The sequence below is a fragment of the Embleya sp. NBC_00888 genome (assembly GCF_045207655.1).
Classification (GTDB): Bacteria; Actinomycetota; Actinomycetes; order Streptomycetales; family Streptomycetaceae; genus Embleya.
The window spans coordinates 3,323,610-3,335,878 of the sequence record NZ_CP108784.1; the positions used below are offsets into that span (position 1 = coordinate 3,323,610).

The 12,269-nt window shown below is 71.2% G+C and carries 12 protein-coding genes and 1 pseudogene; 9 read left to right on the forward strand and 4 right to left on the reverse strand.

All coding sequences use genetic code 11. The features are described 5' to 3' along the window. Positions 1-29 precede the first annotated feature (29 nt). On the reverse strand, positions 30-590 hold the full coding sequence (locus OG948_RS13570) for a polysaccharide deacetylase family protein (RefSeq protein WP_406296540.1): 561 nt from the start codon (positions 588-590) through the stop codon (positions 30-32). Here OG948_RS13570 and OG948_RS13575 point away from each other — a divergent pair. The 3 genes and pseudogenes from OG948_RS13575 to OG948_RS13585 all read left to right on the forward strand — a co-directional run. Next, positions 547-1,353 (forward strand): annotated as a pseudogene (locus OG948_RS13575) (HAMP domain-containing protein); the annotation flags it as partial. The gene OG948_RS13570 and the pseudogene OG948_RS13575 overlap by 44 nt on opposite strands. 259 nt (positions 1,354-1,612) lie before the next feature. Next, positions 1,613-1,825, forward strand: coding sequence for a sensor histidine kinase (locus OG948_RS13580; RefSeq protein ID WP_406300250.1), 213 nt, complete (start codon positions 1,613-1,615; stop codon positions 1,823-1,825). A gap of 181 nt (positions 1,826-2,006) precedes the next feature. Then, positions 2,007-2,594 (forward strand): NTP transferase domain-containing protein, encoded by a 588-nt coding sequence (locus tag OG948_RS13585; RefSeq protein ID WP_406296542.1) that lies wholly within the window; start codon positions 2,007-2,009, stop codon positions 2,592-2,594. Positions 2,595-2,655: 61 nt separating this feature from the next. Here the strand turns inward: OG948_RS13585 and OG948_RS13590 are convergent, their stop codons facing one another. Beyond that, complete coding sequence (locus tag OG948_RS13590; RefSeq protein ID WP_406296544.1) at positions 2,656-3,186, reverse strand: cell division protein SepF; 531 nt, start codon at positions 3,184-3,186, stop codon at positions 2,656-2,658. Between the two features lie 737 nt (positions 3,187-3,923). Between OG948_RS13590 and OG948_RS13595 the strand changes: the two genes are divergently transcribed. The 4 genes from OG948_RS13595 to OG948_RS13610 all read left to right on the forward strand — a co-directional run bounded on the left by OG948_RS13595 (position 3,924) and on the right by OG948_RS13610 (position 8,636). Next, complete coding sequence (locus OG948_RS13595; RefSeq protein WP_406296546.1) at positions 3,924-4,670, forward strand: hypothetical protein; 747 nt, start codon at positions 3,924-3,926, stop codon at positions 4,668-4,670. 65 nt (positions 4,671-4,735) lie between these two features. Continuing rightward, positions 4,736-7,309, forward strand: a complete 2,574-nt coding sequence (locus OG948_RS13600) for a protein kinase domain-containing protein (RefSeq protein WP_406296548.1) — start codon at positions 4,736-4,738, stop codon at positions 7,307-7,309. A 239-nt stretch (positions 7,310-7,548) separates the two neighbouring features. Beyond that, complete coding sequence (locus OG948_RS13605; protein ID WP_406296550.1) at positions 7,549-7,989, forward strand: DUF6325 family protein; 441 nt, start codon at positions 7,549-7,551, stop codon at positions 7,987-7,989. Between the two features lie 185 nt (positions 7,990-8,174). Next, positions 8,175-8,636, forward strand: coding sequence for a hypothetical protein (locus tag OG948_RS13610; protein WP_406296552.1), 462 nt, complete (start codon positions 8,175-8,177; stop codon positions 8,634-8,636). A gap of 116 nt (positions 8,637-8,752) precedes the next feature. On the opposite strand, the gene OG948_RS13615 is transcribed toward OG948_RS13610, so the two are convergent. After that, positions 8,753-9,079 carry a rhodanese-like domain-containing protein gene (locus OG948_RS13615; protein ID WP_406296554.1) on the reverse strand — a complete coding sequence of 109 codons (327 nt, stop codon included), beginning with the start codon at positions 9,077-9,079 and terminating at the stop codon, positions 8,753-8,755. A gap of 35 nt (positions 9,080-9,114) precedes the next feature. Between OG948_RS13615 and OG948_RS13620 the strand changes: the two genes are divergently transcribed. Beyond that, positions 9,115-9,750, forward strand: coding sequence for a TetR/AcrR family transcriptional regulator (locus OG948_RS13620; protein ID WP_406296555.1), 636 nt, complete (start codon positions 9,115-9,117; stop codon positions 9,748-9,750). 55 nt (positions 9,751-9,805) lie between these two features. Here the strand turns inward: OG948_RS13620 and OG948_RS13625 are convergent, their stop codons facing one another. Next, positions 9,806-10,459: a hypothetical protein gene (locus OG948_RS13625; protein ID WP_406296557.1), complete on the reverse strand. Its 654-nt coding sequence runs from the start codon at positions 10,457-10,459 to the stop codon at positions 9,806-9,808. Positions 10,460-10,819: 360 nt separating this feature from the next. Here OG948_RS13625 and gndA point away from each other — a divergent pair, with 360 nt between their 5' ends. Continuing rightward, a complete protein-coding gene (gene gndA / locus OG948_RS13630; protein ID WP_406296559.1) occupies positions 10,820-12,256 on the forward strand; it encodes an NADP-dependent phosphogluconate dehydrogenase in 1,437 nt (478 codons plus the stop codon). Positions 12,257-12,269 lie beyond the last annotated feature (13 nt).

Genomic DNA, 12,269 nt, shown 5'->3' on the forward strand with positions numbered 1-12,269 from the left:
GCCGGTGTCCCGGTCGACCCGGCTCCGGGCTACTCGAGGTAGTCCTCCAGCAGGGCCGGGGTGAGGCCGGCCGCCCGGGTCTGGTCGATGAAGGACTGGATGTCCTCCTTGAATTCCTTGCGGAAGTGCATGAGGACGATGTCGCCCGGGCGGAGCTTGTCGCCGACGGCGAATTGCATCCGACCCTTTTGGATCTCGGCGCTCCAGTGCACGACGTGCGTGACGCCGCAATCGTCGGCCGCGCGCATCGTGTTCTCGTCGTGGTTTCCGTACGGCGGGCGCAGCAGCGTCGGGCGCTTGCCGAATTCGCGTTCGTAGGCGTCGGAGGTGCCGCAGATCTGGTTCTTCTGCGTGTCGTACGGCTTGCCCCGGAGATTGGGGTGGTCGAGGGTGTGGTTCTCGATCGCGCCGCCGGTCTCGTCGCGCATCCGCCGGAGGAACCCCGGGTCCTGCTTCGCGTATTGATCGGTCAGGAACAACGTCGGCTTGATCCCGGCCTCGCGCAGCACCCGGATCATCTCCGGGTCCTTGTACGCGCCGTCGTCGATGGTCAGGAACGCGACCTTGTCCTGCGTCGATATTCGGTACACCGGCTTCTCCGGCAACGGGTGCGGGATCGGCTTCGCGGCGATCTGCGCGGTCGGCGGCGGGGTCTTGGCCTGCTGCGGGGAGTGTTGCCCGAGCAGTGTGGCGGTCGCCCTCGCGCTGAGCCTGACCGTGCACTTCGCCTTCGCGTACAAGCAGGCGGACGAGGCGCGCAAGCTCCAGGTCGACCGGATCGACCTGGCCCTGCGCGAGTACGCCCGGACCGGGCAGCCCACGTTCGGCAGCCGGGTGGACGACCCGCAGGTGCCGAGAGCGCTGCGGCTCGCGGTGCGCGACGGCGACCGGGCGACCGAGTTGGCCGGCGGTTGGATCTGGGCGGCGGTCGGGGTGGACGGACACGTGTTGTCGCTGCGCTCCAGCTACCGGGATCGCACCAGCGACCTGGCCTCGCTGGACCGGGTCCTGGTGCTCGGCGCGGTGTGCGTGGTGGTGTGCGGCGCCGGGGTGGGTGTGCCGATCGGGGCGCGGCTGTCGCGTCGACTGCGCCGGGCGGCCGACGCGGCCCGGCGGGTCGCGGCCGGCGAGCGCTCGATCCGGGTCCGGGCCGCGATCGGTGGCAGCGGTCGGGACGAGGCCGCCGAACTGGCCGCGGCCGTGGACGCGATGGCGGACGCGTTGCAGGCCCGATTGGACACCGAACGCCGGGTCACCGCCGACATCGCGCACGAGTTGCGTACGCCGCTGACCGGGTTGAGCGCCGCGGCCGACCTGCTGCCCACGGATCGGCCGGGCGAGTTGGTCCGGGACCGGGTACGGGCGCTGCGCTCGCTGGTGGAGGACGTGTTGGAGGTCGCCCGGCTGGACACCGCGACCCAGCGTGCGGATCTGACCGAGGTGCCGCTGGGCACGTTCGCGGTGCGCCGGGTGGCGGCGATCGCGCCCGCGGCCGAGGTGCGAGTGGTCGGCGACGAGGTGGTGGTCACCGATCCGCGCCGGCTGGAGCGGATCCTGGCGAACCTGCTGACCAACGCGACCCAAGCACGGGTCGGCGCCGGTGGTGGTGGAGGTGGACGGGCCGCGGATCCGGGTCCGGGACGCGGGGCCCGGCTTTCCGGCCACGTTGCTCCGCGAGGGGCCGAGTCGGTTCCGCAAGGGTACGGACGACCGGGCGGTGGGCGGGCACGGCCTGGGACTGACCATCGCGATGGGGCAGGCGGCGGTACTGGGGGCGTCGTTGACGCTCGCGAATCCGGAATCGGGCGGGCGCTCGCGGAGCTGACGCTGCACTCGGGGGATTCGTAGGGTGTGGTGCCCGCCCGCTCCGCCCGTTGCGCCCGCTGCGTCGCGCACCGAGCCTGCGGGTCCACCGCGCTCCGGCGCGGCGTGCTCGGACCCGCCCTGCGTCGGTGCGATTCGGGTGTCGGTATGGGTATCGGTGGCGACGAGGACGGGAGTATTCCGTGGTTGCTGTGGTCGGGTTGTTGTTGGCGGCCGGTGGTGGGCGACGGCTCGGGGGGCGGGCCAAGGCGCGGTTGACGCATCGGGGCCGGCCGTTGGTCGAGTTCGGGGTCGGCGAGTTGGTGCGCGGCGGGTGTGAGCGGGTCGTCGTGGTGCTCGGCGCCGAGGCCGACGCCGTACTGGCCGAGGCGGAGCTGACCGGCTGTGCCGTGGTGCGCAACGACGACTGGGCGAGCGGTATGGGCTCCTCGCTCGCCGCCGGAGTGGCCGCCCTGCCCACCGACGCCGACGCGGTCGTGGTCACCCTCGTGGACATGCCCGGTGTCGGTGCCTTGGCCGTCGCGCGCCTGATCGCCGCGGCCGGCGGTCCCGAGGACCTGATCGCGGCGGCCTACGCCGGCACCCGCGGCCACCCGGTCCTGTTCGGCCGTGCCTGGTGGCCCGAGCTGGTCCGTACCGCCGAGGGCGACGCCGGTGCCCGGGCCCTGCTGGCCGCGCAGCGCGCCCGGGTACGCCTGATCGAGTGCGCCGATATCGCCGACCCGTACGACATCGACACCCCCGCCGACCTGGACCGGCTCGACCCCTGACGGCGCACGGACCCGGGCCGGCGGGGCCCGGGTCCGTGCGAGGCGTGGTGCGCGGCGCGGGTCACGCCTGGTTGAAGAACCCGTCGTGGTTCTGCTGGGACGGATCGCCCGTCAACAGCCGTGCGTCGGCCGGCATCAGCAGGAAGACCCGCTTCGCCAGCCGCTCGATCGCGCCGCGCCGACCGAAGGTCAGCCCGGAGGCGAAGTCGACGACCCGCTTGGCGTCCGACTCGTCCATCGCCGTCAGGTCGATCACAACCGGAATGTCCTGCCGGAAGTATTCGCCTATCGCCCTTGCCTCGTGGTAGCTCTTCGGGTGTACGACGGCGATGCGCGTGCTCGGCCGAACCGGCGTCTCCGTGGCGGCCGCCCGTGCGGCGAACACCTCCGACGCCGGAACCACGCTGCCCTCCAGGGCGCGCGAACGCGACTCCTCGGGCTCGTCGTCGTAGACCCAGCGCGACCCCGTGTCGTCGTCGTCTGCGTCGTATGTACCGGTCTCGTAGGCACCCGCGCCGGTGCGGTACAGGTCGTCGTCCACGTCCCCCGAACCGATCCCGAGCCACGAGCCGGCCTTGCGCAATGCGCCCATGGGCACCTCCGCGTCCGCTCGTCCCGGCCCCGTCCGGGCTATCTCGTCATCCTCCACTCGACCGAACTGTATGCGAGTGCCGGGTCTGATGCGTCGAACGACGCGCCTATAAACGGACAGATCATCCAAGCGACCTCGAACGGGCGTACCCAGTGCGGCTTCTGACGCCATTTGAGATCTTTATCCGCGCATTCCGAATCGAACCGCATCGAAATTCCGACTCGCACCGTTCGAACACAATAACTCGAACTGATGTACGAAAGTCGGGAATTCCGACGGCCGACCGAAGGAAACGCGCAACGATTCGGGCCGAGAACGTAAGCGGAGGCAGGCGCGGACGCGGACGCGGGCCCGGAAGGCGGAAGCGGGCGCGGGCGCGGGCGCGGGCGCGGGCGCGGGCGCGGAAAGCGGAAGCGGAAGCGGAAGCGGAAGCGAGCGCGGCACCGGAAGGGCAGCGGGCCCGGAAGCTCGCGAGGAACCGCACACCCCACCGACCCTTTCCACCTCCCACGCCCGGTCGGCGACACTCGGCCGAACCCCCGGCCCGCAACAAGGCGCTGGAATACCCGAACCCCGTTGACCAGCAAGGCCGTTGCCGATCAACGACCAAGCCTGCGCGAGCCCTCGGCAAGCCCCGTACCGGGCCCCGGGAATCCCGCGCGGTCCGCCCCGGCGCACCTCTACCGGTGGACCGGGGGCAGGTCGCACACTCGGATGCGACATCTTCGGAGGTGAGCATGGATTCGCCTTTCCGCATCGTGCGGCCCCCTCGTCCGCTCGAAGAGCCGTATCCCTCACGGGCCCGCATCAACGAACAGGTGGGTGTCGTCTGGGACTGGGGGATGCGTGAGGATCCCGCGGCGGCCATCCGGCTCTACCACCACCTCGGCGAGGTCGCGAGCAGGGTGCTCGGCAGCACCGATCGGGACACGCTCAACATCCGCCGGGCGTACGCGCACTTCGTCGGCCAGGACGGCGATCCCCGGCGTGCCGCGCAATTGCTGGCCGGCCTGATCCCGGTCGCCACGCAGCACCTGGGCCCCGGCGACTGGGTCACCCTCGACATGCGGCTGTGTCACGCCCGGTTCACCGGCGAGGGCGGCGAGGCACCGCGCGCGGTCGCGCTGTTCATCCGGATCGTCGCCGACATGACCCGCGCGTTGGGGCCCGAGGCGGAGAGCACGCTGACCGCGCGCAGCTTCCTGGCCCGGTTCACCGGCGAGTCCGGCGATCCGCACCGGGCCGCCGGGATGTACGGCGCGCTCGCCCTGGACTCGATCCGGATCCTGGGTGCCGACTGCCTGGAATCGCTGGTGGCACGCGCGGGCCACGCGATCAATCGCGGACTCGCCGGCTACCGGGGCGAGGCGCTGGCCCTGTACGACCCGCTGATCGCCGACTTCGTCCGGGTACTCGGCCCCGACCACGCGGAGACCCGACAGACCCAGGTCTGGCAACGCTGTTTCCGAGGGGGAAGCGGCTGAATCCGGGCCGACGGGCGGCGGCTAAGGTAGCCACTCCTGTACGGCCGGAACGGGGAACGGTAGACATGGAAGAACTGCGCGACGGGGATCCGATACGGCTCGGGCCGTATCGGCTGCGCGGCCGGTTGGGCGAGGGCGGGATGGGCGAGGTGTTCCTCGGCACGTCTCCGAGCGGAGTGCGGGTCGCGGTCAAGACCGTCCGTCCCGAGTTCGCGACCGACCACGGATTCCGCGACCGGTTCCGACGTGAGATCGACCTCGCACGGCGGGTGGACAGCGCGTGGACCGCGCCGATCGCCGAGGCCGACCCGGACGCGCGACCACCTTGGCTGGCCACCGAGTTCCTGACCGGACTGTCGCTGTCCGAGGCGATCAACCGGTACGGCCCCCTGCCCGAGGGCACGCTGCGCATCCTGGGTGCCCAGTTGGCCGAGGCGCTGATGGCGATCCACCGCGCGGGCCTGATCCATCGCGACCTCAAACCGTCCAACGTCGTACTGGGCCGCGATCGGCTGCGGGTGATCGACTTCGGCGTCTCGCGCGCGGTGGACGAAGGTGGCCAAGGTCTGACCGGGACCGGCCGGGTGGTGGGATCGCCGGCGTTCATGTCGCCGGAGCAGGCGGGTGGTCGAGCACTGGGACCGGCGAGCGACGTGTTCTCGCTCGGCTCGGTGCTGGTGTTCGCGGCCACCGGGCGGGGTCCGTTCCACCACGACGCGCCGGTGCCGCAGTTGCAGATGATGATGCGGGTGCTGCGCGACGAACCGGCGCTGACGGATGTGCCGGACGGCATAAGGGACTTGCTCGCCGAGTGCCTGGACAAGGACCCGGACCGGCGACCCACCCCGACCGCCGTGCTGAATCGCTTCATGGGCGACGACGAGCCGCCGGCCACGACGTCGTGGCTGCCGGCCGCGCTCGCGGCCGAACTGGAGCGGCGGCACCTGGGAGACCCGACGGCGCCGGCGGCGCTCTCGCCGGTCGAGCCGACGGGCGAGGTCACGGTGCCGCCGACCCGGGCGCTGGGCATCGGGGTGGAGAACGGCGCGAGCGCCGGGCAGACCCGGGCCGCGGAGTCCGCGCCGCCCGCCGGCCGGAAGACGCCGCCGCCGCAACCGAGCCTGCCACCGACCGTCGGCATGCCCGAACCCCCGCCCGAGAAAAGGGCGTTGACCCGTCGCGCCTTCCTGTTCGGCGGCGGTTCCCTCGCGGTGGCCGCGGTGGGCGGTGGCGCCGGATGGCTGCTGATGGGCGACGAGAGCGATCCGGGCAAGCGGGTCTGGCAGTACGCGGCCGGCGCCGTCGCCGCCTCGTCGCTGAAGGTGCAGGGCGATCTCGTTTACCACGTCGCGGACGGTGTGGGTGGCGCCAAGGGCCAGATCACCGCGATCGACGCGGAGTCCGGCAAGCAGGTCTGGCGCAAGGCCACCGCGGGCAGCTCGGTGTCCGCACCGCTGACCGCGAAGGACCACGTGTTCGTCGTCTCCTGGACGGTCGACGGTTCGGCGTCGGTGGCGGAGAAGACCCAGCCCTCGATCTGCACGGTGCACGCCTTCGCCCTGGGCGACGGCGAACAGCGCTGGAGCCAGGAGTACGCCGCTCGCTGGGTCAACCTGCCGGCGGCCCTGGACGGCGACGTGCTGTACCTGGGCGTCTCCGAGGAGAACTCCACCTCACCCGATGCCGGCCGAATCGTCGCCATCGACGTGACCAGGAACAAGGAGGTGTGGAAGGCGGAGATGACCGGCGACGCCGGAATGCCGTCGACGCCGGTGTTCACCGGGAGCATGGTGTACGTATTCGCCCAGCCGAGGTACTCCTCATACCCGTCGGTGATCCGCGCCTACGAACGCAACGGGACCCCGAAGTGGGAGATCCCGTTCAAGGACTGTCCCTGGGGCCGCGACGTGGTGGTGGCCGGCGAGCGGGTGCTGACCGTGGTGACCTCCGGAAGCAGCGGCGGTGTCTACACCTGGCAGCGCCACGCCCGGTACGCGGCCACCGGCGCGCCGGCCTGGGGTCCGATCTCGGTCAAGGGCGGGCAGAGCCGCGGTTTCACCCTCGCCGGCGACATCGCGTACTTCGCCTACGACGGCGCCGACGACACGTCCAGATCGGGCCTGGTGGCGGTGGATCCGGTGACCGGCGCCGAGATGTGGAAGTACGAGATGGAGGCACGCAACGTCGGCGAGGTCACCCGGGTGGGGGACGTCGTCTATGTGGCGAACCACCCCTCCAAGGCCCAGGCGGGGGTCAAGCCGAGCAGCACCGCGAGTGCGCCGCCCACGGACGAGCCGCCCACGTCGGTGACCAGGAGCAAGGTCTACGCGCTGAACGCGAGGACCGGCGTGGTCGTGTGGTCGCGCGAGTTGCCGTCCTTCGGCGCACCTGGGACACCGGTCGTGCAGAACGGCAAGGTGTACGTCTCGATGGACGCCACGGCGGCGGACGCGACGGGTGACGATGCCGCGCAGTTGTTCGCGCTGCGGGTGAAGACCGGCGAACCGGCCTGGAAGGTCGTGTTGCCGGCGCCCGTGTCGTCGCGGGTGGTGTTGGCGAAGGGCAACGCCTATCTCGGCCAGTGGCAACCCTCGAACTCCGCGAGGCCGGCGGCATCGGTGGTCGCGTACGAGGCGTGAGCCGGGATCGGCGGGTCGAGTCTCCGAGCGATGGACGAGCCGCCTGCACCGTGACCCGGGGACGGGACACCGGGCGACGGACGGACCGCCCCCATCCGTGACACATGAAAGCGCGCGCAGCGGGAACGGGAACGAGGTTGCGGGCATGTGCCCGTTTCCACCGACGCACGTGCTCCGCGAGACACCTGCTCCCTCGGACGCGTACTCCGCAGAGCACCTACTCCCCGAGACGAGGAAGCATGGTCGAGTTGGGACCCGTCGACGCCATCGTGTTGGGCTTTCCGGGCCAACGGCTGACCTCCTCCGTACTGGACGCGTTCGAGTCGGTCGAGGAGCGCGGCGACGTGCGGTTGATCGACGCGCTGATCGTGGTCAAGGACATCTCGGGTGTGGTGACCAGCCACGAGGTGAGCGAGTTCGAGGGACTGCGCGACATGGCGGCGGAGTTGGCCGCGCGCGAGATGCTGGGCCTGGCCGGGGCCGAGGACGCCGAGCAGATCGGCCAGGTCATGCCGCCGGATTCGCTGGTGGTGGTGCTGTTCGTGGAGAACATCTGGGCCCGCGAGGTGGCCGGTCGAATCCGCGACTCGGGCGGTCGGTTGCTCTCGTACACCCGGCTGCCGCAGTCCGTCGTGGACGATGCGGAAGAGGCGCTGGCGGGTACGCCGGACGGCGGTTGAGGGCGAGCGGGAATCGGTTGGCTCCGGCCGGTGGCGGCCGGAGCCGCCTGCGTCGGCCGGTCTCGGCCGAAAAGGAACGACTTGATTTCCAAAGGGTAAAGCCGGGCAAAGTCCGGCAACCCGCCCTACCGGTTGGGCGTCTCCACCGGTGCAAGGGCACAACCCCCAAGCAAGCGGAGGTCGACATGACCACCAGCATTCGCCGTACGGCCGCCATCACCCTGGCCGCCGGACTCCTCGTCACCGCCGGCGCCGCCGCTCCGGCCCTCGCCGCCGACGGTTCACCGCCCGGCGGGCAGCAGATCCGCAGGATCGGCGTCGTGGAGAAGGTGACCGCCTTCTACGACCAGTACCTGTCCGCCGTCAACGGCACCAACCCGGACATGAATCCGACCGAGGTCCGGAACGAGTTCCTCACCCCGGAACTCAACGCGCGCCTGGACGCGTGGGCCGAACAGCACATGGCCGACCCGGTCTTCCGCGCCCAGAACACACCGCAGAGCCGCGACGTGCGCTACGAGGGCAGCGGCGCGGGCAGCGCGTCGGTGGTCGTCACCGAACACTTCGGCGACTCCACCATCGACGTCCGGTACCGGGTCCCCCTGTCCGGCGGCCGAATCACCGACCTGACCGACACCCCGCGGTAACCGCCACACACAACGCCCCCTGCGGACCACCGCGCACCCGGCGGGTCACCGATCCGACACACCGCCACGAGGGCGCCTCCACCTCACCGGAGGCGCCCTCGCCGTGCGGTCGTGGATCAGGCGGACTCGGTGGGGAGGCCCGCGTTGGTCCAGTCCTCGATGCCCTCGGCGTACTTGCGGACGTTGGTGTAGCCGAGGTGGGTGAGTCGGTCGGCGACCTGGCCGCTGTTCGGGCAGGCGGGGTTGGAGCAGTAGGTGACGATCGCGGCGTCGCGGTCGGGCAACAGGGTCGGGGCCAGCGTGTCGACCTGGTCCCGGACCAGGGCGAGTGCGCCGGGCAGGTGTTGCTTGGCCCAGTACTCGCCGCCGAGCGCGTCGACGACGGTCACGGTGCCGGCGGCGATCTCGGCGCGCAGCTCGTCCCGGGTGATCAGTGCGGTCATGGCACACCTCCAAAGAATCGGACTATAGTCCGGTTGTGGCTCACGACGACATTAACGGACCGCAGTCCGCTTCTGCAATCCCCCTGGATCTGCTCCGCACCCCGCCCCCCAAGGAGCGCGCCGACGCGGCCCGCAATCGAGCCGCCATCCTGGAGGCCGCGGCCGGGCTGTTCGCCGAACAGGGCGTCGCGGCGGTATCGATGGACCAGATCGCGGCAGCGGCCGGCGTCGGCAAGGGCACCCTCTTCCGCCGCTTCGGCGACAAGTCCGGCTTGGCCACAGCGCTTCTCGACACCCGAGAGCGCGCCCTGCAAGAGGCGGTCCTGCACGGCCCACCGCCCCTGGGCCCGGGAGCACCGGCGGAGGAACGCCTCACCGCGTTCCTCGACGCCTACTTCGACTACCTACTGGAACACCTGGACCTGATTCGCGTGTCGGAGACCTCGTCCCCCGGCGCCCGCTACCGCATCGGCGCGTACCGCTTCTGGCACCGCCACGCGGCGATCCTGCTGGGCCCGGCAACCCCCGACCCGGACTACACCGCGCACGCCCTGCTGGCCCCGCTGGCGGCCGAACACGTCACCGCGCTGCTTCCGGAACTGGGTCCGGAACGAATCCGCGCGGGTGTACTCCGGTCGGCCCGCGCCGAGGCGCACCCCGGGCGCGGCTGACGGATCCCCGGCGCGCACCCCGGCGCTTCGCGCGTCGGGCCCGAAGGATCGCACCTCAGCGGGCGACCGCCGGCACGGAGCGCGCCCGCCAACTCTCCTCGTACGGGATCCGGGTACCCGGCGTGTGGCCCGCGTCGATGTGCGCGAGCAGGGTTTCGACGTACAGGTTTTCGCCGTCCGTGCGCATCGGGGTGACCTTCGCGCCGGAGAACTTGCGGACGATGCTCGGGTCGGCGTCCGTCCACAGACGGTCGGCGGCGAGGGCGAGGCGGTCGAGGAGGTACTCGAACGTGGCGTGGGAGAACTGGAGTTCGGACCCGGCGGGCGGTTCCAGGGTGGGATGGGCGGTGAAACCGCGAAGCTTGACCAGGGCGTCGGACTCGGGGACGTACCGCCCTTCCTCGGCCGGCTCCAGGTTCTCCAGATAGCCCAGCCCGTTGCGCAACCGCTGCGTGACGCCCTGCTCGGTGCGCTCCGAGACGCACCGCCCGACGAGTTCGGCACCGTTGAGGGACAGGGACGCGGCGGCGACGTACTGCCCCTGCGCCACCAACAACCCGGCCGACACCATGAATTCGCGCAACACGCCGGCCGTGTGCAGATACTTGCAGCCGTACGGCGGTATCCCGTACCGCGCGGAGACCGGCGCCCAGACCTCGGCCTCACCTCGCGGCAGCGCGTGCCGGGTACGTCGAATCGATGACTTCATGGCCCCATGGGTACCGGTGGCCGCAGTTCCCGGACAACCGGATTTCGCCGCCGAACCACCGCCGCCGAAGGCGACCACGCACAGCACGACTTCCCGATTCCGGCGTGTCCACCGATGCCGCCGGCCGGACGCCCGCGCCCACCCGCGATCCCCGACCGGAACCGACCGAGCTGCCGACCTGCCGTACCGCCCACCAACGGCCGGCGTGTTGTACGCGGGGGATTAACGCCGGACACGCACGATGTTGTCCCAGTGATCGCATGCGCCGATCACGGATCGGCCCGCGGCCTCGACGACCGCCCCGATCCCGCCCTCCCTCCGGACGGACGTCCGGACAGACCGCAGGAGTTGACGAAGAAGATGGCGGAGCGAGCTCGCATCGGTGTGACCGGACTGGCCGTGATGGGCCGCAACCTGGCCCGCAACTTCGCCCGACACGGGCACACCGTCGCCGTGCACAACCGGACCTCGGCCAAGACCCGCGCGCTGGTCGAGGAGTTCGGCGGCGAGGGCACCTTCCTACCCGCCGACACCGCCGAGGAGTTCGTCGCACTACTCGAGCCGCCCCGGCGGCTGGTGATCATGGTCAAGGCCGGCGCGCCCACCGACGCGGTGATCGACGAGTTCGCCGCACTCCTGGAGCCCGGCGACATGATCGTCGACGGCGGCAACGCGCACTTCGCCGACACCCGCCGCCGCGAGGCCGCACTGCGCGAGCGCGGCATTCACTTCGTCGGCACCGGGATCTCCGGCGGCGAGGAAGGCGCCCTGCTCGGCCCGAGCATCATGCCCGGCGGCTCCCCCGAGTCGTACGCCGCGCTCGGCCCGATCCTGGAGGACATCGCCGCGAAGGTCGACGGCGTACCGTGTTGCGCGCACATGGGCCCGGACGGCGCCGGCCACTTCGTCAAGATGGTGCACAACGGCATCGAGTACGCCGACATGCAGCTCATCGCCGAGGCGTACGACCTGCTCAACCGCGCGCTGGGGCTGCAACCCGACCGGATCGCCGAGGTGTTCAAGACCTGGAACTCCGGTCGGCTGGAGTCCTATCTGATCGAGATCACCGCCGAGGTGCTCGCGCACACCGACGAGGCCACCGGCAAGCCGTTCGTCGAGGTGGTCCAGGACCGCGCCGAGCAGAAGGGCACCGGCCGCTGGACCGTGCAGACCGCCCTCGACCTGGGAGTTCCGGTCAGCGGTATCGCCGAGGCGGTGTTCGCGCGATCGCTCTCCGGCCACGCCGACCTGCGCGCGGCGGCGCAGGGGCTGCCCGGACCGACCCGGAACACGCTCGACGGGGACGACGCCGACCGCTTCGCCGACGACGTCGAACAGGCGCTGTACGCGTCCAAGATCGTGGCCTACGCACAGGGCATCCACCAGATCCAGGCAGGCAGTGCCGAATACGACTGGTCGATCGACCCGGGTACGGTCGCCGAGATCTGGCGCGGCGGCTGCATCATCCGGGCCCGCTTCCTGAACCGGATCCGCGAGGCGTACGCGGCGGACCGAAAGCCCGACTCCCTGCTGACCGCCGAATACTTCCGCGACGCGATCTCCGGTGCTCAGGACGCGTGGCGCCGGGTGGTGGCCACCGCCGCCGAACTGGGCATCCCCACCCCGGGCTTCGCCGCCGCTTTGTCCTACTACGACGGCCTGCGCTCGCCGCGGCTGCCGGCCGCGCTGATCCAGGGCCAGCGGGACTTCTTCGGCGCGCACACCTACCGCCGGGTGGACCGCGAGGGCTCCTTCCACACCGAGTGGTCCGGCGACCGCAAGGAACACACGGTCTGACCCGAAACCGAAG

Coding starts and splice junctions, on each gene's coding strand:
- OG948_RS13590 (WP_406296544.1), bottom strand. CDS start 3,186: ATGGGCGCATTGCGCAAGGCCGGCTCGTGGCTCGGGATCGGTTCGGGG.
- OG948_RS13595 (WP_406296546.1), top strand. CDS start 3,924: ATGGATTCGCCTTTCCGCATCGTGCGGCCCCCTCGTCCGCTCGAAGAG.
- OG948_RS13600 (WP_406296548.1), top strand. CDS start 4,736: ATGGAAGAACTGCGCGACGGGGATCCGATACGGCTCGGGCCGTATCGG.
- OG948_RS13605 (WP_406296550.1), top strand. CDS start 7,549: ATGGTCGAGTTGGGACCCGTCGACGCCATCGTGTTGGGCTTTCCGGGC.
- OG948_RS13610 (WP_406296552.1), top strand. CDS start 8,175: ATGACCACCAGCATTCGCCGTACGGCCGCCATCACCCTGGCCGCCGGA.
- OG948_RS13615 (WP_406296554.1), bottom strand. CDS start 9,079: ATGACCGCACTGATCACCCGGGACGAGCTGCGCGCCGAGATCGCCGCC.
- OG948_RS13625 (WP_406296557.1), bottom strand. CDS start 10,459: ATGAAGTCATCGATTCGACGTACCCGGCACGCGCTGCCGCGAGGTGAG.
- gndA (WP_406296559.1), top strand. CDS start 10,820: ATGGCGGAGCGAGCTCGCATCGGTGTGACCGGACTGGCCGTGATGGGC.